Genomic DNA, 22,288 nt, shown 5'->3' with positions numbered 1-22,288 from the left:
TCAAGGTGCGCCTTCGCGCAGCGCGGCGACCTGCTCGGCGTACGTGGCTTCGATGCGCTGCAGGCGTGCCTGACGCGCATCTTCGTTGACCCATTGCGCGCTCATCGCGCTTTGCCGCGCCAGTTGATAGGCCAGCTTGGCGGCCGGCATGAGCGAGCCGTTGTCTGCTGCCAGAAAACCAGCCAGGTCGTGCAGCGACTTGAGCATGGCGCGCTCCGCGTCGCTGCGCGACCCTTTGCCGCGGCCAAAGGCGACCAGAAAGGCTTGCACCTTCGCCTGGAATGCAGGCGGATAGTCGCGGCGCACGACGATCTGCGCATGCGGAATCAAATCCGATTCCCAGATCACCTGCAGCCGCTCCGCCTCGGTCGGAAACTGCAGCTTGAAGCGCTCGAAGTCGGCCGTGTTGTTGGTCGCCACATCGGCCTCGCCGTTGGCGACGGCCAGCGCCGTCACCTGGTGCGTGCCGACCAGTTCACTCGCAAAACGCGTTTCCATGGCGATGTTGTGCGGCAAGAAAAACTGCAGCTGCGGCACGATGAAGCCCGACACCGAACGGCTTTCCCCGCGCGCCAGACGCCACTGTTCGGGCGAATCGAGCAGGTCCTTGAGCGAGGTCTTGGGGCCGGTCTTGCGCGCCAGCAACAGCGATCGATAACCGGGCATGCCGTCGTGCCGCGTGACCTGTGCAATCACTTTCATGCGGCGTTGCGTCACCGCGTCGAGCGCCATCTTTCCAGAGAGAAACGCCATGTCGACCTGGTTGCGCTGGATGGCCTGTTCGAGCGCTTCGTACGACGTCACCGAGAGCACCGTCACGGGCCGACCGATGGCGCGGCTCAGGTCGGCGAGCACCGGCTCCCAGTCGTTGCGGGATTCGAAGGCGCCGCCCAGAGGCAGAATCCCGAAGCGAACCGGCGCTACATCGAGCTGCGGCGCGGTTTGGGCGCCTGCCAGTGAAGACACAGACAGCAATCCGCAGACCAAGAGCGCCGACAAAAATTCGAAAAAACGTAACAAAGCGCCCGGGAAACCAGCGAGACCGGCATGGCGGACCGGACTGTCCCCGGCGCAGGTAGCGGCGAATGCGGACGTGCGGGGGGCGGTGGCGGCGGCAGTGGGGGCGGCAGTGGCAGGGGCCTGCATCGACTAGGGCTGTTCAAAGGGGGACTGTGCGGAACACAATTAGATACCAACTTAGCCACAGATTCGTGACGTTTTTCTCGCGTTTGCCCCGCCTGTCCCTTGCACAGCAGCTCGTGTTGCTGGCGTTGCTGCCTGCCACAGTCGCGACGCTGGGCGCCATCGGCGTGCTGACCGGGCAACACCTGACGAGCGTGACCGACCTGATGCGCGCCAATGCGCAGACCGTGGCGCTGCAGGTCGCGACGCTGGCGCAACAGCCGCTGACCCACCTCGACCGGCGCGCCCTGCTGCGCACTGCGCAAGCCGGCATCGCACAGCCGCACGTGCAACAGGTGCAGATCTGGTCGGAAGACGGCGAGATCGTCGCCAACTCCGAGACGGTCGATCGCACGCGAGACGAGGGCTTACGCGCCGTGGTGCCGATCGTCGGAGAAGACGGTGCGCGCATCGGCAAGGTGATGGTCGAGATCAGCCTCGACGCGGTGCATGCGGTGCGCAAGGCGGTGTGGTTCAACGTGCTGGTGGTGCTGGCCGCCAGCCTGGCGGGCGTCGGGCTCGCGGGGTGGTGGGCGGCGCGTCGTATCAGCGCGCCGATCAAGGCGCTGGGTGAAGCCGTCGACCGGCTCGGCGCCGGCGAAGACGCCAGCGTGTCGGTCGAAGGCTCGACCGAAGTGCGTCGACTTCAGCGCGGCTTCAATCAGGCGGCGAGCGCACTGGTGCAGAGCCAGCGCATGCTGCAAAGCCGCATCGGCGACGCCACCGCCGAGCTCGCGCGCAAGAACGAGCAGCTGGAAATCGCGAGCCAGGCCAAGACCCGTTTGCTGGCCGCTGCCAGCCATGACCTGCGGCAACCGCTGCACGCACTCACGCTGTTCTCCGACGGGCTTGCCAATGGCGAAACCGATCCGTCGCGGCTGCAGCGCATCGAGCACATCAAGGAATGCGTCGACTCGCTCGACCGGCTTTTTTCGGAGCTGCTCAATCTGTCGCAACTCGATGCCGGCGTGCTGCAGCCGCAATGGACCGACTTTCCGCTGGACCGCCTTTTCGACGAAATCAGCCGCAACTTTCGCGCGGTGGCCGAGCAGCAGAACCTGCGGCTGGTGGTGCGCAAGACGGACGCATGGGTGCGCTGCGATTACGTGATGCTCTCGCGCATCCTCAACAACCTGGTGTCGAACTCGCTGCGCCATACGACCGAGGGCGGCGTGCTGATCGGCGCTCGGCGGCGCGGCAAGGGCGTCCGCATCGACGTGTGGGACACCGGCATCGGCATCGCGCCACAGCACCAGCAGAAGGTGTTCGAAGAGTTCTACCAAGTCGACCAGGGCAAGCAGGCGACCCGTGGCGCGCGCGGCATGGGCCTTGGGTTGGCGACAGTGCAGCGGCTGGCGTCTTTGCTGAACACGCGGGTCGACCTGATCTCGCGGCCGAAGAAAGGCACGTCGGTGCGCGTGCTGGTGCGCGGCGCGGCGCCCACCGCTTCGCTGGGCCAACCGGTGGGCGGCACCACGCTCGGCGGGCACGACGAAGAGGCCGATCTGCACGGCGTGCGGGTGCTGGTCATCGACGACGAGCGCACCATTCTCGAAGGCCTGCAGGTGGTGCTGAGCAACTGGGGTGCCACCGTGCTGGCGGCGGCAAGCCGGGCCGAAGCGCTGGCGCTGGCCGACCGCTGGGAGAGCCCGCCCGACGTGGTGGTGAGCGACTTGTTGCTGCAGGGTGGCGACAACGGGCTCGACGTCATCACCGCGCTCGAGCGGCATCCGCGCGGCATCCGGGTGGCGACAGCACGGCTGCTGGTTACCGGAGAAACCAAGCCCGACCGGCTGCGCGAAGTGGCGGCCGCCGGAGTCGCCGTGCTCTACAAACCGGTAGCGCCGCGAGCCTTGCGACAGGCCATCGCGGCGCAGTTGGCGGCAGTGCGCGAAACGATCTGAAGCATGTTGTGCAGGTGGCTAGTCCATCGGGCATAGACCGACAGGCCGCGACCCGTTGCCGCCCGACATCGCAACGCCACCGTTGGACGCGCGACACCGGCCTTCTGCCTTATCGCGTGAAATGAGCCGGGTCCGTACATTGAGCTGCATCGTGCTGCCCATGTTTGCGAATCACCTCAGGACGCTTCTGCGTGCGTTGCGCGTCGGCGTCGGCGTTGCCTCTGTGGGCGCCGCATTGCTCGGCGGGGGTGCGCACGCCGGCGGGCTGACGGTGCTGATAGCCGACGAGACCGCGCCGCACACCGAATTTTTGCGGCAGTTGCGCGAGACGCGAGATGCGCGCGACCCCAACAGCCGCTTCGACGTGGTGCGGATGTCGAACGGCGGCGCCGACCTGTCGACTGCCTCCGCCGCCGCAACCGCCATCGCAACCGCCGCCGCCGCCGCCGCCGCAACAGCAACCGCTGATGAAGAGCGCAGCGTCGTGACCGGCGTGCGAACCCGCAGCATGCGCGCCAGCGCTGCCGCGAGCCCGATCGTTCCCGCCGACGCCAGCATCACCATGGCCGTCGGCCCGAGCGCTGCACGCGCGGCCATCGAGCGGCCCGGCCGTGAGCCCTTGCTGCTCGTGATGCTGACGCGGCTCGACTACGAAGGCCTGAAAACCAGCCCCTCATTCAAGCGGCCCGACCGCCGCGTCGGCGTGCTGCTGCGCGACCCGGCCATGGCCGATCAGCTGGTGCTGGTCGATGCGGTGTTGCCTGGCAAGCGGCGGCTCGGTGTCGTTGCCACGGCCGAGTCGGAGCCGCTGCTGCGCGAACTGCAGCGCGCCGCGCAGGGCTGGGACCTGCAGATCGAATACGCGCCCGATGCCAAGTCGCTCGGCGCCGCGCTGCGTGCGGTTCTGACGCGCAACGATGCGCTGATGGTGCTGCCCGACCTCATCGGCGACAGCCAGGCCGCGACGCTCGCGGTGCTGCACGCGGGCGCCGGTGCGGGGCTCCCGGTGTTCGGCGCCAACGAAGGTCTGGTGCGCTCCGGTGGCCTGGCCGCCGCGGTGTCGACGCCATCGCAATTGGCAATGCAGGCGCGCACCATGGGCCTGAAGCTGGTGAGCGGCGCTGGCGGTAACGGTGCGGGCACCAACGCAGCCGGCGTGCTGGTCGAAGCCGCGACGCCGGCCACGGTACGCGTCAACTCGACGGTGGCGCGCGGGCTCAACTTGCGCGTGCCGGACGAGCGGGAGCTGACCGACCGGTTGACTGCCGTTCGATGACCGCGCCGAGCCCGGGTGTAGCGCACTCCGCGCCGGTGGCCGCTGCGGCGCAAGCGTCGCGCTCGCAAAGCCATCCACTCGTCGTGCAAGGCAATCTGCAGCGCGACCTGATCCGGCTCGGCGTGGTGCCGTGCGCCGCGGTCGCCATTGCACTCACCACGTGGTTCACCCACAGTCGCTTGCGCACGCTCGAAAGCGCTTTCGATGCCGAAGGCCAGGCGGTGGCGCGACAGGTCGCAGCCATGTCCGACCTGAGCCTGTACGCGGGCGATGTGCCGGCCCTGCAGAACGTGGCCAACGCGGCATTGCGCGGCGGCCAGGTGGTGCGCATCGAGATCAGCAACAGCGCTGGCGTCTTCGTCACCGCTGGTTCAAGCACCGCGCCGATGGAGCGGCAGCGCATGTTCACCGCACCCGTTACGGTGCGCGAAGCCTCGCGTGCCAGCGCCTTCGCGCCCGAGGGCTCGACGGCCGCAGGCGACGCGCCCATCGGCGTGGTGCAGACCTTTCGCGACACCACCGAATACGGCCGCGAACGCACGCGCTCGCTGATGGCCGGCATCGGCATCGCGCTGGTGGCGTTGCTCGCCGCATGGGCGTCGGTGCGGCACATGGCACGGGCGGTGGCATCGCCATTGCGCCGCGTGTCGCGCACGGTGGCGGCACTCGAAGCCGGTAACTTCGACGCGCGTTGCGACGTCGTCGGACGCGGCGCGACCGAGGACGAGCAAGGCGCCCAATCGGTGCCGCGCGGCACGCACGAAGTCGCCAACCTGGCGCACGACATCAACCGGCTCGCCGAGCGGCTGCAGCGCAACCAGCAGGTCAGCGAGGAGCGCGTGCGCGAGGCCACCGCCGTGGCACTGCAGCGCATGGCCGAGGCCGAGCAAGCGGCGTTGTCGCGCGCACGTTTTCTGGCTGCGGCGAGCCACGACCTGCGGCAACCACTGCACGCGATGGGCCTCTTCATCGATGGCCTGATGCCGACTGCCACGCCAACGCAGCGGCCCGCCGTGCAACGCTTGCAGGAGAGCACCGAATTCATGGGCGTGCTGCTCGACGACCTCCTCGAAATTTCGCGCCTCGATGCACAGGTTCTGACGCCCGCCATCACCGCCGTGTCGCTCGCGATGCTGTTCGATCAGCTCGAAGCGCAGCACGCATCGCAAGCCAGCGAAGCGCGCGTGCGGCTGGTCTGGCGCGATCACGATCTGGCGGTGCGCAGCGACCCTGCATTGCTGCTGCGCATCGTCGGCAACCTCGTGAGCAACGCGGTGCGGCATGCGCCACTCGACGGCACGGTGCTGGTGATGGCGCGACGCCGCGGAGGCGCAGTGCGCATCGAGGTGCGCGACAACGGCGTCGGTATCGCGCCGATCCATCAGAGCCGCATCTTCGAAGAGTTCTACCAAGTCGCAAACACCGAGCGCGATCGGCGCCAGGGCTTCGGACTCGGGCTGGCGATTTGCGCACGTATCGCGAGGCTGCTCGGCACCCGCATCGCGGTGCGCTCTGCCTTGCAGAACGGCAGCACCTTCAGCCTCGACCTGCCCGAAGCCCGGCTCGCCGATGTCACACCGCCGATGCCGCAACCGGTCGTACCGTCGGCGTTGGCGCACCTGCGTTGCCTGGTCGTCGACGACGATCCGGCCATCCTCGAAAGCAGCCGGATGCTGCTGGAGCAATGGGGTTGCCAGGTGAACTTGGCCGCGACGTTCGGCGAAGCAGTGGTGCTTCTCGGCGAGCCTGCCGTGCACTTCGACGTGCTGCTGTGCGACCTGCAACTGGCAGGCGACGAAGACGGCATGACCGTCATCGAAGCCGCGCGCAAGCTGCAGCCTGATGCGCTGGCGGTGCTGGTGTCGGGCGCCACCGGGCCGGAGGTGCTGCAGCGGCTCCGGCAAGGTGGCGTCATGCTGCTGACCAAGCCGGTGGCGCCGGCCAAACTGCGAGCGTTGCTGTCGACACGTCGGCAGAAGACAGCATGACAATTCGCCGATGCTCGATCTCACCGCGCTGAAGAACATTCGTCCGTTCGTCGCAACGCCCAACTACGGCGGCGTGCTGACCTCGATCTATGTGCGCAGCCTGCTCGGGCTCGTCAACACCGCTTGGACGCACGGCATGTCGATGCAGACGCGATTTCTGGATGGCGACAGCCTCGTCACCCGCGCCCGCAATCGGCTCGTCGCCGAGTTCATGGCCGACACGCGCTGGACACATCTTTTCTGGATCGACGCCGACATCGGCTTCGAGCCGCAGGCGGCACTGCGGCTGCTGCTGTCGGGGCGCGATGTGGTGGCGGGCATCTATCCGCAGAAGCGCGATGGCTGGCCCGGCGCAGGACTCGAAGCGGCCTTGCCTGCGGGCAGCACACGCGCGGATTTCGAGGCCCGCTACGCACGCTTTCCGGTCAATGCATTGGCCGGAACGCACGCAGCCGATGCCGATGGTTTTGTCGAAGTGGCGGAGGCGCCGACCGGGTTCATGCTGATCGAGCGCAGCGTGTTCGATCGCATGGCGTCGCAGTTTTCCGAGCTGCGCTACACCCCCGATGCGAGCGACGACCCAGCCGAAGCCGGCTGGCCGCATTACCGCTTCTTCGACACGATGCAAGAGCCGGACGGCGGCCGCTACCTCAGCGAAGACTTCGCATTCTGTCGGCGCTGGCGTGCCGCGGGCGGACAGGTAGTCATCGACACGCAATCGAACCTCGCGCACCAGGGTCAGCGCACCTACACGGGCAACTTCGCGCGCTACCTGTCGCACACATGAACAACACCGGCATCTACGCGCTGATCGCGCCGGCACGACTGACCGAGGTCGTCGACGTCGGCGCCAACCCGATCGACGGCGAGCCGCCTTATGCGTCGATGCTGGTGGCTGGCAGGTGCCGCGTGACCGGCTTCGAACCGCAAGCCGATGCGTTCGACACGCTGCAGGCGACCCAGGGTCCGCTGGCGCGCTATCTGCCCTACGCACTGGGCGACGGCGCCGTCCACTCGCTGCACATTTGCCGGGGCAGCGGCATGACCAGCCTGTTCGAACCCGACCCTGCGGCACTCGCGCTTTTCACCGGGCTGCAGCCGCTGGCGGAGGTGCTGCAGCGGGTGTCCATACAGACCCACCGCCTCGACGCACTCGACACCATCACGCACCTCGACCTCATCAAGCTCGACGTGCAGGGCAGCGAACTCGCTGTGCTGCAGGGCGGCCGCACGAAGCTGCGGGAAGCGGTCGCGGTGCACACCGAAGTCTCGTTCGTCACGCTGTACAAGGGCCAGCCGCCCTTCGGCGAGATCGATGGAGAACTGCGCCGCCAGGGCTTCATGCCGCATTGCTACGACCAGATCAAGCAGGCTCCGATCGCACCGGCGGTGGTGCCCGGCGACGGCGGCCGCGGGTTGCGTCAACTGCTGGAGGCCGACATCGTCTACGTGCGCGATCTCACGCGCCCCGACGCCATGAGCGATGCGCAGTTGCGCCAGCTCGCCGCCATCGCGCACAGCTGCTACGGCTCTTTCGACCTGGCGCTGCGCTGCGTCGCGTTGCTGGAACAGCGCGGCACGCTGCAGGCTGGCGCGCAGCAGGCCTATGCCGCGCTGCTGGCCGCACCCGACCCCGCAGACCTCGGCCCCTAGAAGTCCGAACAGCCGTTGCGCCGCTCGGTGTCGACGCAACTCGTGAGGTTGGGCCGGGAGCGCACGCGAGACCATTCGCTGGCGAGCACGTCGCCGCCTTGCTGTGCACGCTCGCCATCCAGCGGCCCCGTGGCGAAACAGATCGGCGGCGCGCCGATATTGCGGTCGTAGATCCAGCTGTCGGGCATCTCGCGCAGCACATCGGGCTTGGGCAATCGAGACAACTGGGCCAACACGAACACCGGCGCGGTCGAAGGTGCAGGCACCGCACCGACGTTGAGCTGGCCCGGCACCACGTTGACCGCATAGCCCGCGGCCGACGCAAAGGCGCCGTTGATCGGGTACGCGCCTGGCGGGCTCGACGCGTTGGCGGGCGACGACAACGCACCGGCAAAGCTCGACCCGGTATCGCCCAATATCAACCCGGTCAGGCTGTAGATGAACGGCGGATTCGGCAACCCACCCGGTCGAGTGGCATTGCCGATGACCACCGTGGCCGTCGGCTGCTGCGCATAGATGAAATGGTTGTCGCCCGGCGTCACGCCGACGCTGCACAACCCGAGGTACGCGCAGTGGTAGAGATTGGGCAGAGGCCCGGAGCCGCTCAGTCCGTTGCGTGTCTCGCCGATCCACGTCTGGGCCCACACCCGCCACGGTGCGCCGGCGATGGTGTTGGCCGCCAGGTTCTGGAACCGCGCCGCCGCCACGAGATCGGCACCGCTGCCGCTCGTCACACTGGTGTTGAGCGAGAGGTCGCCGCCCAGCGTGCGCAAGAACACAGTATCGGCCGCCATCGAACCTGCGGTGATCGCCTGCGGCGTATTCGACGCTGCATCGAAGCCGATGACAGACGCATTGCCGACCGTCACCGCGTTGACATCGGTGTATTCGAAGCGTCCGGCAGCGCCGCCCGACACCACGCCGACATCGTTGGCCGCGGACGAGAGCAGCACATTGCCGCCGGTCGAACGCGCCAGCAACGTGCCCGCGGCGATGTCGGCGCCAGCCGCCTGCGTGATGTTGCCGGCACTCAAGAGGCCGAGCTGCGGTGCGCTGACCGATGCGCCGAGCGTGATGTTGCCGCCGCCACCGTTCTGCAGCGTGAGCGGCGACACCATGGCCAGCGGCCCGACCACGTCGATGTTGCCGGCCTGCGTGTTGCTGCCGACCACGATCGAACCGGCCGTGATGCGCGTCAGTTCGTCGGCGCTGACCGCGAAGCCGTTAGCCGCCGTCCCGCCCAGCGTGATCGGGTTGGCGATGCGGTCACCGGCGTTGCCTGCGGCATCGACGCCACCGGGTCGGAGGTCGAGCACACCGCCGGCGTTGACGGAGCCGCCAACGGCCAGTGCATCGGCCGTACCGCCGCTCGCGGCGCGCAGCACCACGTTGCCGTCGCCCGCCACGCGAGATGCAGGAATGGGAATGCCCGTGCCGGTGGGCCCTTGAATAAAGATGCCGGCATCCGCGATCTGCGACTCGCCGGTGATCTCGATGTTGCCCGCGCCCAGCGTGGTGACGCTGCCGCCATTGACGATGCGAACACCGTTGCCGACAGGCGAGTCGGGCGTCTGCACCACACGCAGGCCGTGCACGCTGATGTTGCCGCTGACGCTTTGGACGGTGGCGCCGTTGATCTCGACGCCGTGCCCTGCCGTGGGCGCACCGCTGCCCGACAAGGAGTTCCCGACGCCCGTGATCCGGATGGCGCCGCTGGTGGTGGAAATGCTGCTGTCCGTTCCGTTGAAGTTGGAGATCAGTTGCACGCCGGTGCCAGTGGCATTGCTGATGCCCGACAGCGTGACGTCACCGGTTGCGCTCTGGATCGTCGAGCCCGTGAGACCGACGACCGCCGGCGCCAGAAAGAAGTAAGCCCCGGGGTTGCGTGTGCCGATCAGCTGCACCGCGCCGCCTGCATTGGCATCGCTTTGCCCGACACGGGTGTCGACCTTCGCGTTGGTCAGGCACACGCCGCAAGTAGCGAACAGGCTGGTACCGGTCATCGACACGCTGCCGCCGTTGGTGGTGATCTGTCCGCTGTAGTTGACGTTGCCGCCGACGCCGCCCAGGCCGGCACTGAGCACCACGTCCAGCGCACCGCCGGTCGACTGGATCACCGTCGGGTTGAAGGCCGCGATGCCCGCGTTGGCATCGATCTCGAACTTCACCGGCGCACCTGCGCTGGTGCGCTGGATGACGGTGTTGAGGCCGAAGGTGACGTTGCCGACCGTGGTCGGCGCCGGCGTGCCGGTGGTGATGGTCACGCCGGTGTTGTTGTCGAGCGCGAAGTTGATGTCGCCGTCCTGCACGGTGGATGCAACGAGCGGCACGAATGGATTGGTCGGCAATGTGCCTGCGGCAGCGCCGTGGGCGATGGTGACATCCACCGGGTCGATCACCCAACTTCCGGCCTGGCCGGCCGATGCCGAGGCATCTACCCGAATCCCTTGCAGCTGCAACGCGGGCGCCGAGGTTTCGATGCGGCCACCATTGCCGCCTGCCGAACCGCCCCGCGCAGAAAGGCGGCCGTTCGCATAGAGCGACTCGTCGCCGACCATGTCGATGCGACCGGCATTGCCGACGGCCGACGTCGCGCTTGCATTCAGCTCGACCGTGTCACCGACCACCACGATGCCGCTGGCGTTGACGCCGGCGACGGCCGTGCCGGTGACAGCGATGTTTCCCGATTGCCCGGCGCCGCCACTGTCGATGACCGCCGCGGTGCCGCTGCCGGCGATCACGACATTGCGTCCGCTGATCGCGATGTTGCCGCCCGTCATGGCCTCGCTGCGTGTCGACAGCAGGGTGCGTGGCTGCGCGCCAAGAATCGATTCGCCCGGCGGCTGGATGCCGAAGGTCGGGCCTGCGTCACCACCGAATTGCGCCAGCGCCACATCGCTGCCACGACCATTGATCGTGATGCGCCCCCCTTCGGCCTGAAGGCCGTTGGACGCGTTGGCGCGAACCACCACACCGAAGGCGTCGTTGGCATCGAGCGTGAGCACGGGCGCCTTGTTGCCGGTGACCGAGAAACCGCGGCTGCCCGCAGTCCCGAGCAGGTCGAGCGACTTGCCTGCCCCTACGACGATGCTCGAATCGGCCATCGTGACGCCGTTCGATGCACCGAACGTGGTCCCCGCGCCGTTGTTCGCTGCGGCCGCGGCCGTCTGAAAGGCCGCTTGGTTCATCAGGCCGGTAAGGTCGGCACCGCTGCCGTCGAGCCGGACGTTGCCGCCGGTCGCGATGCCGGCCTGCGCCAGTTCGATACCCGAGCCGCCGTTGACGTTTTGCAGCGTGCCGCTGGTTTCGCCGGCCGTCCAGCTTCGGGTGCTGCCGACCAGCGTGATGTCGCCACTGGCAGATCGCAACGACGAGGGTGTCATGAAGGCTTCGCCGAAGAGGCCGGTGATCGTCACGCCGGTTTGCGCCAGCCCGCCGCGGCCGTCCATTGAAATGGTGCCGCTGCCGGTCTCGAAGCTGCCGCCATCGACGCGCACGCCCGGCCCCGCCACCACGGTCTGGCCCGTACCACCCGCGGTCGCGCCTTGCCCGCGCACCAGGATGCTGCCGCTGCCACCGCATACGCCGCCCGCCTGCGCGCACGTCGAGATGGCGCTGTCGGAAATGGTGACGCCGTTGACCACGCCGCCGCCGCTGCTCGAAGTGGCGCCCAGTGCGCGTCCGTTGACCGCATCGCTCTGCCCGTAGAGCCGCAGGTTCCCGCCAGCGGTTTCGATGCGGGTGCCGGAGATGGAGATATTGCCGACCCGCTGGTTGTTGTCGTTGCGGTCGGTCACGGCTGGCGTGACGGGCAACAGCACGCCGCTGGCGTCGGCATTGAAATCGATGTTGAGCGCGCCGGCGGTCGAGCGCAGCGCCGAATTCGCGTCCATGACAACGCTTCGATCCGAATTGACGGTCAACTGCGATGCACGGCCTTCGGTCTTGATGACTTGCGAGCCGTTGTCGAACTGCACGCCGCCGCCAAAGTTGGCGACCTGCTGCGGCAGCGCATGCGAAGCCAGCACCACATCGGTGGCGCGACCCATCGTGGCCCCCAGTGTCGAATCGGCGAGCTTCGATGTGCCGAAAGGCTGGATGGCAACCGAGGCGTCGGGGATGGGGTCGGCCTGGGTGACGACCAGCGTGCGGCCCGAATCCAGCGTCCAGTTGCCGTTGGCGCCGCTGCCACCGTGCGCATCGATCACGACGCCTCGGCCGACTTCGACGATGGCGGCTTGGGTCGTGATGCCGCCGCCGGCCGTGGCGCCGCCCGCACTCAACGTGCCGGCGGCAATGCGCAGCAAAGGCGCGCGCACGTCGATGCGGCCGCCCGCCACTCCGGCCTCGACACCACTCACGTCGAGTTGACCACCCGAGATCACGATGGCATTGCCGACCGCGCCGCCGCTGCTTCCAAGAATGATCTCGCCGCCCCGGTTGCTGATGGATTGCGCGCGCACGATCCCCGCCTGGTTGACCACCGTTTCAGCGGCGCTCGATGCGCCCACCATGACCACGCGGCCGCCGCTGGCCGACAGCACGCCACTGGCCGCGTTCTCGGCCCTGGCGCTGGCGGCTAACACGGTCGGGTCGACATGAAAGCTGGTGAGGCCGTCGCCGTCGAAGTCGAGCGTGACCCGCTGCCCGGCCGCCAGCCCGATGGACCCGCGCGCCACGTTGATCGAACCTTCGTTGCGCGCCTGGGCGCCTATGAGCGCAACGATGCCGCCGTCGGCGGCGGTGATGGTGCCCTGGTTGAGTACCGTGCCGGCTTTTCCGACGGGAAGCTCGAACGCGAATTGCTTCGACGTGCCCGACATGAAGCCGCTGAACTGCGCGTCATCGACCATGTTCAACGTCGAAGCCACCAGGCCACCCACGCTTACCTGCGAGGTGCTGGAGAAAGTGACGCCATTCGGATTGACCAGGTAGACCTGCCCATTGGCGTTGAGTTGGCCCTGGATCTGTGAGGCTTGCGCGCCGGTCACCCGGTTGAGCAGCACGCTCGTCGGCCCCTTGTCCTGAGCGATGTTGACGCGGTCCAGCGCACCGATGGAAAAGGTCTGCCAGTTGAGGACAGCGCGCTGCGACGTTTGGTTGATGCCCAGCGCAAGGCCGCCGTTTGGCAAGGCAATGGGCGCGCCCACGGTGGCCGCGCCTGCACCCAGGGTGGCGTTGGTCGGCACGGTCTGCGCGCCGGCCGGCGCCATGCCGATGCAGGCCAGCGACAGGGCCAGCGGACGCAATCGCCAATGCGACGGACGCCTCGTTCGGAGGGACGAAGAAGTTTTTTTCATGCGAATCGTCCCGTCAAAAACTCTTCTGCGCCTGCACGAACAAGCGCGGATTGCGGCCACCGCCATCGGACTGTGCAGGGCGTGTGCCATCGCGCCATGCCAACGTCGCGTTGATCGCGAAGTTGCCTGAACGCGCCCATGACACGCCGAGGCCATAGCCGCGCAAGCTGATGTTGTTCGGCCCGTCGAAGGCGGTCGGACTGCGCGCGTATTTGCCGCGCGCAGCGTCGTAGAAAGCGAACGGACTGAGCTCGGCGTTGTACGACCAGCGCCATTCGACGGTGCCGATCAGGCCCTGGTCGACCAATGCTTCGGACGACGAATAGGCCCGCACCGCGCGCGCGCCACCGAGCGACAGTTTTTCCGACGCATCCAGGTTCTTGCTAGCGGCTTGACCGCCGACCGACAGGTACAGCGAATGCCGATCGACGATCGATTGCAGGCGCGACAGCTGGAACGTCCCCTTGCTGAAACTGCCCTCGGTATGGCGACCCGCACTGCTCGCGTCGTTTTGCAGGCTGATCTCGTCTTCGATGCGCAGCGAGCCGCGGTACAGCGTGCCCGAGCTGGCCCAGTAGCCGCCGCCCAGCACGTCGTCGCGGCGCTCCCATGTCCAGCCGAGGCCAAGGCCATGCACCTTCTTTTTCGATGTGAAGTCGACGGCGCGCATTTCGTCCGTCAGGTTTTTTGTATCGGCCGTGAGCCGCAAGAAGAGGTTCTGCTGCCGCTGCCGGATCAATGGATAGTTGAGCGCGAAATCGAGCACGTTGGCGGTGCCCCTGGCATCGAGGTCGACGAAGTTTCCGCCCAGCGCATAGGCCACGCGGGACAGCCCGATGCCGGCGCGCAGGCCGCTGGTGCCGATGGGTGCTTCGTACGCGAGACGGCCGAACTGCAACGCATTGCTGTTGGAAACCATCACCCGCAGGTCGAGGTTGTCGCCGATGCCGAAAGGGCTCAGCCAGCGTGCCGTTCCGCCGACCCGGTAGCGGCCCGATTCGAGCGTCCCGTGGTTATCCGCCTCGGCGGTAAAGGCCCAGCGCGGCACAGCCACGACGTCGACCGACAGATCGGTGGTGCCGGTCTGCGTGCCTTCCTGCAAGCCCGACGACACACGGATGCCGGGCTGATCCGACAGCAGCAGCATCGATCGCTCATAGACCGGTGCATTGACCGCTTCGCCAACCGCGAGACCGCTCAGGAATCCGCGCACACGTGCTTCGCTCATCGGCGCGTCGGCGGCAACGTTGACCTCCACCTTGCCCAACCGCCCTTCGATGATGCTGATCTCCACGATGCCATCACGCACCGTCTGCACCGGCACGATGGCGGTCGCCAAAAAGTAGCCCCGCGCCCGGTACTGCGCGGTGATCGCCTGGGCCAAGGATTCGAGGTCGCCGAGCGTCACGTCGCGCCCGATGTAGGGCTGCGTCACGCTCTTGAGTTCGGCACTCGACAGCGTCTGCGCGCCATTCAGACGAAGGTCGTTCAGGCGGAAGGCGGTCACTGTCGGCGTTGGCGCGACGGGCAGTGACTGGCTGTTCGGGTTGGTGGCCGAACCAGATGAACCGGCCTGTGCCACCGGCCGATCGCAACTGCTGCACGGGTCCTTGGTCGGCAGAAGCGGCAGCACAGCATCGGCAGCGTGCGACAGTTGCGCGTAATGAGCGCCGAAGGCCATCAGCATCGAGATCAGGAGTGGCGAGCGCTTCATGCTCCGGCTCCTCCGACCGTCAGGCGCCAGTTGCCGATCAGGTTGAACGGGGCCCAGAAAAATGGATGCGACATGCGCGGGTTCTTCAAGACGGCCAATTGGCCTGCCTGCATGGCAAGCTGCACGTCACGGCCTTTGGAGAGCTCGGTGTAGAGCGTTGTCATCAGCACCTCGGTGGCGTCGTCGGACACCGGCCAGAGCGAGGCGATGAGACTCGATGTGCCGGCCGACAGAAACGACCGCGTGAAGCCGAGCACCTCGTCGCCTTGCGCGATACGGCCCAGGCCCGACTCGCAAGCAGAGAGCGTGACGAGCGCAGTGCCCTGCATCGGCAGCCCCAGGATTTCGTGCGCTTCCAAGAAGTTCTGCTTGCCGTTTTCGTTGGCCAGCAAGATGCGCGAATAGAGCGGATCGATCTGGTCGGCCTCGGCATGTGCCGCGACGTGCATCAGCGGCGAGCGCGATGCGATATCTCGAAACTGCGTCTTGGTGGCGGCCGCGCCGATATAGAGGTTGTTGCGCGGGAACAGTTGCGCCAGTTGCTTGACCTCGATCTCGGCGCCGGGCAGCTCGTACTTTTCGTCGATGCGTGGATTGCCGAAAGCGGTGAGCGATGCCGACACGCGCGGGCTGCGTTGCGCAAGTTGCACCGCGATGCTCATCGATGGAGAGACCGACACCGGATGCGTCTCGATCACGTAACGACCGTTCAGCCGCAGCGCCTGGAATGGCAGGTAATGCAGCGGCCCATGCGGGACCACGATCAGCCGCTGGCCGTCTTGCAAGTCGAGCGGCCCCAGCAGTTGCGCGCCCAGCTTGTCGGCGGTGGCGATGGCGGTGCGCCGGCCGCGCACGACGGAATTGCGAAACGACTCGACCACTTCGGTGAGGTCGTCGCGCGAAATGGCGACGCTCTTCTCGGCGATGGCGGTCGGGCTCACCACCCACACCTGCAAACGGTCGGGCAGCGAGTGGAACTGCACGACGCGCTCGTCGGGCCTGAGCGTCTTTTGCAGCGTCGCGAGGTCGACCGTTGCCACAGCTTCGCCCGACACCGCAGCACGGCCGCGCACCGCATCGAGCAGCGCACGCGAGCGGCTGTGCTCACTCACCTCGAAGGCCTGCCGTGCATCGCCGACATCGCTGTACAAGCCGATGGCACGCTCGAACACCGACTGCAGATCGGAGAACAAACCCATCTTGAATTCTTCGCTGCGAAAGCGCGAGCGCACTGCGTCCACACCGCCGAGCGCATGGCCGACGGCATCGGCCGCCGCCTGCTTCTGGCCCAGCGCCAGCTCGCTGCGGGCCACGCCGTCCCATGCCCAGAGCTGGTAGTAGCCGGTGTCCGTGCCGACAGTGCGCGTGGTGAGTTGCCGGTACAAATCGCGCGCTTCGGCCGGCTTGTTTTCGGCCAGCAGCAGGCGGGCGCGGGTGCGGTCGAACTGGGCTGCGAGCGACGGCTCCTTGGCAGGCGCGATGGTGCCGATGACTTCGCGCGCGCGCACCGCATCGCCCGACTCGATCAACGCATTGACCAGCGACGACTTGACCAGCGGCATGTAGCGCTCGGAGCTGTTGGCCAGCGCGACGTCGTAACTGCGCACCGCGCCCGAATAATCGCCGCGGCGCGTCTGCACATCGCCCAACACCTTGTTGGCCGGACCGACCACCAGCTTGGGGTCGCGTGCCGGGTACTTGAGCGCCTCACGGGCAAAGTCTTCGGCCTTGTCGAGCTGGCCGGAGTAGCTGTAGACGATGGCCAGATCGCGGTTGGCCATGGCCAGCAAGTTGGGGTCTTTGGTGGTGTTGGCCAGGTGCAGCGCCTTGCTGGCGGCCCGCACGCTTTGCCGGAATTCACCGGCCTCGGCGAGCGCGACGGCCTGGCTGCAATATTGATAGCCCGACAGCTTGACGGCATCGTTGGCGTACAGCACGGCGCCGTCGTTGGTGAGCGCGAACAGCGTGTCGGTGTCGGCGAGGCGGGCTTGTTCCTGTTTGCTGGCAGCGGCCTCTGCGTCGACGACCTGCTGTGCCGATGCGGGTTGCAATGGAGTCAAGGACACCAGGATCACCACGATCGCATTCAATGCCATTTCACGCGCAATCCATCGGCGCGCGATGCATGCCCCACCCACCTTCAAATACCGTTCCATTCGACCCCCACGCGCGGCCCTCAGTTCCGCGCTGGCGGTACTCCGACGCCGCGAAAATGCGCGCCTCTCAGACCTCGTCCGGAAAGTCTAGGGAGGGGTGCACGACCCGCCTATTCGCAAGAAGGTCTAGCGCTTAAGGGCTATGGAGGTGACCTGTCGGACGACGTGGATCGCTTCGCAATGGTTCAGGCATTCAACGCAATTCATCACGGATCGGGCGATCCGCCCCCGAAAGCAAACGTCAATCAATGGTTTCCGCCCGCATTCAAAGGTCGCGCCTTTTCAGGCGGCCAACAATCTGTTCAACCCCCGGTAGCCCTTTTGGTTACTGCGTGCCGACACCTGATGGAGATGCTCATGGACTGCCTTTTTGCCCCACTTTCGGAAGCCACCACAAAGCCGATGCAGTACCGCTGTGCCGACAACGCGTCCAGGGAAGAAGCCAGCGCGTTGATTCAGGCTGCAGCCCTGGCGTTGCAGGATGCGATGGCCGCTGTGCGGGAGCAGACGGGCTCGCATGCCTTGTCCACCGCCACCACGGCCGGCACCGAGATCACGCGTTCCGAGATGGACGCCATCGAGCTGTGCATGACCTCGGTCGGTGGCCTGCTGGAAATCACCAACGCTTTGGTGCGGCCCACGTTTGTCGCGCCGACGCCGCTGGAGCGGGCGCTGAGCTGGAAGCAGCTGGCCGAAGACGCCAAGGGTGCCGGCCGCGCCGCCTACCGCGCGGTGCTCATCCTGACCGACCCATCGGCCAATGCGCCCGACGCGCAACGTCGGTCGGACGCGAGGTTCGCGCATTGACCGCATGGCGAACTCTGTAGCAAACACAATGAACAACAAGGACTCGATTCATGCGTCGCTTCTCGATGGCTTGGATGTCATTGGCGGTGAAGCGAACATCGACAGCGTCGAAGCGCTCGATGCAGCGCAGGCGCGCAACGCTTCCAATCTCACGCTGCTGCAACACTGGCGCGCCATTCAAGACGACGGCATCACGGCAACGGCGTTCATCGCGTTCCTCAAGCCGCTCGCCGATCTGGACGGCATCACGGTTTCGCACTTCTACGCGCGCCCGGACCAGGCCGGGGACGATCGCGCCTTGGCGTTGGTGCAACCGGATGGCGAGTCCGGCCAATCGACAACCAAGAACCTGACCTTCGTACTCAACACCGAAGGCGGCATCTCAGTGGAAAGCAACTTCGTCGAGTTGTAGACCCAACGCCTCGATCGTTGGCCTCGGTCGATTCAGGTAGCGGGCCAGGCAGCGCGTTCGGGCATCGACGGTGTCGCCATGCGCTGAATGGCATCGAAATCGAGTGCCGACAAGGCAGCGCGCACGGCGGCGACAAACCCGCTGCATTCCGGTTGTGCCATCAGCGTTTGCGCCAGCCAATCGTCGATCGCACTCCACTGGCCGTCACCTGCCAGGCGATGCAGCCGTGCCAGCGCATCGGCGGTCGGCACATCACCGGGCTCGCCGATCGACGTGGGCGCTGCGGTGGGTGCAACCGGCGCTGCGGGCGCGCTGGGACTCGCCGGTGTAGCAGCCGACAAAGGCTCGGCTTCCGGCACCAGCAACTCGAATCTGAAACGACACCCACGTCCCGCATCGCAATGCAGCGACAACTTGCCGCCCATGCGTTGCACGATGCGTTGCGCGATGAAGAGACCGAGTCCGAGACTGCTTTGCCGGGCAGCGCCACCGCTGCCAGGAACCCCCGGTGCGCCGTCGACCGGCTGGGCCTGCTCGAAGCTGTCGGCGGCCCGAGCGAGGTCTTCGGCTTCGACCCCCGTTCCGGTGTCGGTCACTTCGAAACTCAATCGCCAGGCGCCGTCGTTACTGTCGCCTCCCTCGTTTTCGCGCCGCGAGCCGACGCGCAGGCTGATGCAGCCATCGCGCGCGAACGTTCCAGCGTTGGCCAGCAAGTGAAGCAGCCCCTGTTGCAACCGCGCTGCATCGATCAGCACCCAGCGCGGTCCGGCCGGGTCGGGCACGAAAATGAACGCGTTGCGCTGCTGCGCTGCGAAGCTCGCCGCGTGCTGCGTGACGGCATCCAGCAGGCCGGCCAGGTCGACCGCAGTCGGATTCAACGTGAGCTGGTCGCGCTCGCCGCGCGCATGTTCGAGGAGCTCGTCGATCAGCGTGAGCTGGTAGGTCGCCTCGCGCTCGATGGTGTCCAGGTGACTCTCACGGCCGACGCGGGACGACGGTTCGTCGTACCGCATGAGACGTGCATAGCCGATGATGGTGGCAAGCGGCGCACGCAGGTCGTGGCCGATGAAAGACATGATGCGGACCTGCTTCTTGTAGTTGCTTTCGGCTTCGGCCAGCGCGGTGTTGAGCGCACGCGTCTGACGCGCCACAGCACGGCGCAGACGATGGTGCTGGCGGCTCAAGAGGTCGATCACCCTGTCCTGGATCTGCTGGCGCTGTCGTGAGGTCTGGTGGGCCCACACCGCCAGCGCGACCAGCGCGGCGACAGCGGTCGTGAACCCCGTCGCGTAGTTGCGAACGCCTGCCAGCATGGGCGGCAGGGCGCCCTGCAGTCCCACGTTGCGAATGCCCACGCTCAGCAGCGCGAACAAGATGGCGCAGAGCAGCAGCTTGTGGTGAGCGCCTTCGCGACGCACGTACATATAGCCCGCAACGATGAGGCTGCCGACGATGAGCAACGACACGCCGAGGTTGATCTGCGTGAAGACGTAGTAGTTTCCGACGAGCATGCCCACGCACACCGCGCCTTGCACGCCGGCCAGCGCAATGAAGTAGCCACGCCCCCCCGTGGGCCGGGTTCGCAATCGAAGCGTCAGGCTGTGCAGATAGAACATCAGCACCAGCACGCATGCGCCGCCCAGGACGCCGGGCGCACGCGAAGCCCATACGGGGCTTTCCGGCCAAAGATAGAAGCGCGTCAAGCCGCGGAACGACCCCTCATACAGGGCGAGGATCGCGAAACCGGCGCACTGCCAGCCCATCGTCCCGCTGCGCGACAGCAGCCAGAGCACGAGCGAATACGCGGCCATCATCAGCAGGCCGCCGATGAGCGCACCGTCTTTCAACGCATCGCGCGTTTCACGGTCGAGCCAGGCATCGGCCGGATAGAGCCAGGGCTGGATCTGCATGCTCGATGCACCGGCAATTCGCACCATCACTTCGGCGCGCTGGCCCGGGTCGAGATTGATCGGCAGCAGAGGCTCGCGCCGCGCCGGCTCCTGCTCGCTGACCCTGACCGCGGTGCCGGCGCGACTGTGCTGCCAGCCGGCGGGCTCCGCGCCTGGGATGTTCCAGTAGAAATCGACGTACTGCAGTCGAGGTGAACGCAGCAACAGTCGCAAGCGTTGCTCGCTGCCGGCGTCGTTGGCGATGCGCAGGCGCAGCCACCAGGCCGACTGCGAGAAGCCTGGCTGGAGCAGGCTCGTCGTGGCCGGAACGAAGTGCGACGAAGAGCCCGAGACCGCGTCCGGCTGCAAGGGGTCTGCCTTGGCCAGTACGTCCGCCAAAGAGAGCCTGCTAGTGGCGTCTTCGAGTACCTGGATGCGGCGGGTGAGCGACATCGGCCAGTGGGCATCCGCGGTCTGCACTGTGTCGAGGGATGGCGTTGCCACGCTTGCAGCGATTGCGGTGTTGGCCGCCGCCAACGTAGAAAGCATCGACAGCGCCGACAACGCAGATAACAAAGCCAGCGCAGCGAGGCTGCAGGCTTCGATCCGCGACGACGCCAGCCTCAAGACGGCCTTTGCCGCGATGCCAGCTGGGCCCGGTATTCGCTCGGCGATGTACCCAGTCCGGCCTTGAATGCGGTGGCGAAGTTGGCGGCACTCGAGAAGCCCGCCTCCGCAGCGATGTCGGCAATACCAAGCGGCGTTTGCGTGAGCAGTCGCCGCGCCAGGCCGAGCCGCTGTTCGCGCACGAACTCGAAAACCGACATGCCGGTCTGTTGGCGGAACGCCTTGGTCAGCCGCTTCTCGTGCGTGCCCACACGGCGTGCAATTTCAGCGAGCGTGGGCATGCTGGCCAGGTTGGATTCGACCTGGCGCAGGGCGGCTTGCACCAGCACATGGTCGGGCTGCTGGTCGGTGTCTGCTGCGACAGCGGTGCTCGCCTCCGTAACTCCGGTAACTCCGACAACTCCGGCAACTCCTGCAGTTCCAGCCCGTTCCGCCACAGAGGGCGAGGGGAGCGCTGGGCGCAGATGCGTACGAATGCGTGCCAGCACTTCGGCCGGCTCGAAAGGCTTCAGCACGTAGTCGACAGCGCCTTCGCGCAGTCCGGTCAGCCGCTCCTCGAGGCTGCCGGAACTCGTCAGAAAAATCACCGGGATATGCGCTGTGAGCGGATCGGCCTTGAGCAGCCGACAGGCTGCAAAGCCGTCGGTGCGGTCCATGCGGACGTCCATCAGGATGAGGTCGGGCGCTTGTGCGACGGCGCGACCGTAGCCCTGCATTCCGTCGAAAGCAACAATGATTTCGAAGCGCGCACCGCGCAGCACTTCCAGCAGCAATCTGAGTTGCTCCGGGCTGTCGTCGACTACCAACAGGCGCGCGACGTAGGGCTCTACAGACTTCATCGTCATGTTTGTCGCCCATTCGACTTCGAACTCAAAAACATCGACATCGCAGTCTCGAATTTCAGATAAATCAGCTATTTTGAACTGTCATTTAAGCGCCAACTGTGCGGTAGCGTCCAAATGCCAATTTAACCCCAGCCACCTTAGTCCCTCCCAAAAAGACTATTGGCTGGTTTACCCTCAGTCCGACACCGGAATGCGATTTCCGGGATCACCGGTCGAATCTGCGACCTGCAGCTGGGTTGTCCCCGGCTGGCTCTCGCACCGTACAGAGATAAGTTGAATTACAGACCGACTTTCACTTGCCCGTGCGAAACGGCCCGTGGCGCTCTCTGCCATTCAGGATCGACAACCAAAAACGTTTTTGTTGAACACGGCCAATCTGTTTCAGTAGTTTCAATTTTGCAACTCTTGTTTCCAATACAAAGCAGCATCAAAGCAATTTCCCTTAGCGTGTTTGCACAGTGTTCTGGGATGCAGGGCCGATATAGACGGCGTCTCGAACTACATAATTAAGACGGACAAGTTCTAGACTACAAGA

13 protein-coding genes are annotated in these 22,288 nt (G+C 66.3%); 7 read left to right on the top strand and 6 right to left on the bottom strand.

Going from position 1 to position 22,288, the window contains the following annotated elements:
- Positions 1–1,020 (bottom strand): phosphate/phosphite/phosphonate ABC transporter substrate-binding protein, encoded by a 1,020-nt coding sequence (gene phnD, locus RCH10_RS03185; RefSeq protein ID WP_409051238.1) that lies wholly within the window; start codon positions 1,018–1,020, stop codon positions 1–3.
- Positions 1,021–1,211: 191 nt separating this feature from the next.
- Between phnD and RCH10_RS03180 the strand changes: the two genes are divergently transcribed.
- From RCH10_RS03180 to RCH10_RS03160, 5 genes are all read left to right on the top strand, one after another.
- Complete coding sequence (locus RCH10_RS03180; RefSeq protein WP_409051237.1) at positions 1,212–3,086, top strand: ATP-binding protein; 1,875 nt, start codon at positions 1,212–1,214, stop codon at positions 3,084–3,086.
- A 121-nt stretch (positions 3,087–3,207) separates the two neighbouring features.
- A complete protein-coding gene (locus RCH10_RS03175) occupies positions 3,208–4,362 on the top strand; it encodes an ABC transporter substrate binding protein (RefSeq protein ID WP_409051236.1) in 1,155 nt (384 codons plus the stop codon).
- On the top strand, positions 4,359–6,350 hold the full coding sequence (locus tag RCH10_RS03170; RefSeq protein WP_409051235.1) for a hybrid sensor histidine kinase/response regulator: 1,992 nt from the start codon (positions 4,359–4,361) through the stop codon (positions 6,348–6,350). The genes RCH10_RS03175 and RCH10_RS03170 overlap by 4 nt, the downstream gene beginning before the upstream one ends.
- Before the next feature lie 10 nt (positions 6,351–6,360).
- A complete protein-coding gene (locus RCH10_RS03165; protein WP_323499222.1) occupies positions 6,361–7,137 on the top strand; it encodes a hypothetical protein in 777 nt (258 codons plus the stop codon).
- Entirely contained in the window at positions 7,134–8,003 is an 870-nt protein-coding gene (locus RCH10_RS03160; protein ID WP_409051234.1) for an FkbM family methyltransferase, read from the top strand. Before RCH10_RS03165 ends, RCH10_RS03160 begins: the two co-directional genes overlap by 4 nt.
- Here the strand turns inward: RCH10_RS03160 and RCH10_RS03155 are convergent.
- From RCH10_RS03155 to RCH10_RS03145, 3 genes are read right to left on the bottom strand one after another with little or no spacing between them, the layout of a single operon-like run.
- The gene (locus tag RCH10_RS03155) at positions 8,000–13,303 is read right to left on the bottom strand and encodes a beta strand repeat-containing protein (RefSeq protein WP_409051233.1); all 5,304 of its coding nucleotides are present in this window, start codon (positions 13,301–13,303) and stop codon (positions 8,000–8,002) included. The two genes, RCH10_RS03160 and RCH10_RS03155, sit on opposite strands and share 4 nt — an antisense overlap.
- 13 nt (positions 13,304–13,316) lie before the next feature.
- Positions 13,317–15,017 carry a ShlB/FhaC/HecB family hemolysin secretion/activation protein gene (locus tag RCH10_RS03150; protein ID WP_409051232.1) on the bottom strand — a complete coding sequence of 567 codons (1,701 nt, stop codon included), beginning with the start codon at positions 15,015–15,017 and terminating at the stop codon, positions 13,317–13,319.
- Positions 15,014–17,113 (bottom strand): CHAT domain-containing protein, encoded by a 2,100-nt coding sequence (locus RCH10_RS03145; RefSeq protein WP_409051231.1) that lies wholly within the window; start codon positions 17,111–17,113, stop codon positions 15,014–15,016. Before RCH10_RS03145 ends, RCH10_RS03150 begins: the two co-directional genes overlap by 4 nt.
- A gap of 417 nt (positions 17,114–17,530) precedes the next feature.
- Between RCH10_RS03145 and RCH10_RS03140 the strand changes: the two genes are divergently transcribed.
- Both RCH10_RS03140 and RCH10_RS03135 read left to right on the top strand, forming a co-directional pair.
- On the top strand, positions 17,531–17,980 hold the full coding sequence (locus RCH10_RS03140; RefSeq protein WP_409051230.1) for a hypothetical protein: 450 nt from the start codon (positions 17,531–17,533) through the stop codon (positions 17,978–17,980).
- Between the two features lie 28 nt (positions 17,981–18,008).
- The gene (locus RCH10_RS03135) at positions 18,009–18,392 is read left to right on the top strand and encodes a hypothetical protein (RefSeq protein ID WP_409051229.1); all 384 of its coding nucleotides are present in this window, start codon (positions 18,009–18,011) and stop codon (positions 18,390–18,392) included.
- A gap of 32 nt (positions 18,393–18,424) precedes the next feature.
- Here the strand turns inward: RCH10_RS03135 and RCH10_RS03130 are convergent, their stop codons facing one another.
- Positions 18,425–20,908 carry a 7TM-DISM domain-containing protein gene (locus RCH10_RS03130; RefSeq protein ID WP_409051228.1) on the bottom strand — a complete coding sequence of 828 codons (2,484 nt, stop codon included), beginning with the start codon at positions 20,906–20,908 and terminating at the stop codon, positions 18,425–18,427.
- Complete coding sequence (locus RCH10_RS03125; RefSeq protein WP_409051227.1) at positions 20,905–21,753, bottom strand: helix-turn-helix domain-containing protein; 849 nt, start codon at positions 21,751–21,753, stop codon at positions 20,905–20,907. Before RCH10_RS03125 ends, RCH10_RS03130 begins: the two co-directional genes overlap by 4 nt.
- Positions 21,754–22,288 lie beyond the last annotated feature (535 nt).

This window comes from Variovorax sp. GrIS 2.14 (assembly GCF_046115955.1).
Lineage (GTDB): Bacteria > Pseudomonadota > Gammaproteobacteria > Burkholderiales > Burkholderiaceae_C > Variovorax.
The sequence above is the reverse complement of the archived record's forward strand: the minus strand, read 5'-3'. Positions and strand labels throughout refer to the sequence as shown.

Coding starts and splice junctions, on each gene's coding strand:
- RCH10_RS03125 (WP_409051227.1), bottom strand. CDS start 21,753: ATGACGATGAAGTCTGTAGAGCCCTACGTCGCGCGCCTGTTGGTAGTC.
- RCH10_RS03165 (WP_323499222.1), top strand. CDS start 6,361: ATGCTCGATCTCACCGCGCTGAAGAACATTCGTCCGTTCGTCGCAACG.
- RCH10_RS03135 (WP_409051229.1), top strand. CDS start 18,009: ATGAACAACAAGGACTCGATTCATGCGTCGCTTCTCGATGGCTTGGAT.
- RCH10_RS03170 (WP_409051235.1), top strand. CDS start 4,359: ATGACCGCGCCGAGCCCGGGTGTAGCGCACTCCGCGCCGGTGGCCGCT.
- RCH10_RS03175 (WP_409051236.1), top strand. CDS start 3,208: ATGAGCCGGGTCCGTACATTGAGCTGCATCGTGCTGCCCATGTTTGCG.
- RCH10_RS03160 (WP_409051234.1), top strand. CDS start 7,134: ATGAACAACACCGGCATCTACGCGCTGATCGCGCCGGCACGACTGACC.
- RCH10_RS03145 (WP_409051231.1), bottom strand. CDS start 17,113: ATGGCATTGAATGCGATCGTGGTGATCCTGGTGTCCTTGACTCCATTG.
- RCH10_RS03140 (WP_409051230.1), top strand. CDS start 17,531: ATGGACTGCCTTTTTGCCCCACTTTCGGAAGCCACCACAAAGCCGATG.
- RCH10_RS03150 (WP_409051232.1), bottom strand. CDS start 15,017: ATGAAGCGCTCGCCACTCCTGATCTCGATGCTGATGGCCTTCGGCGCT.
- RCH10_RS03155 (WP_409051233.1), bottom strand. CDS start 13,303: ATGAAAAAAACTTCTTCGTCCCTCCGAACGAGGCGTCCGTCGCATTGG.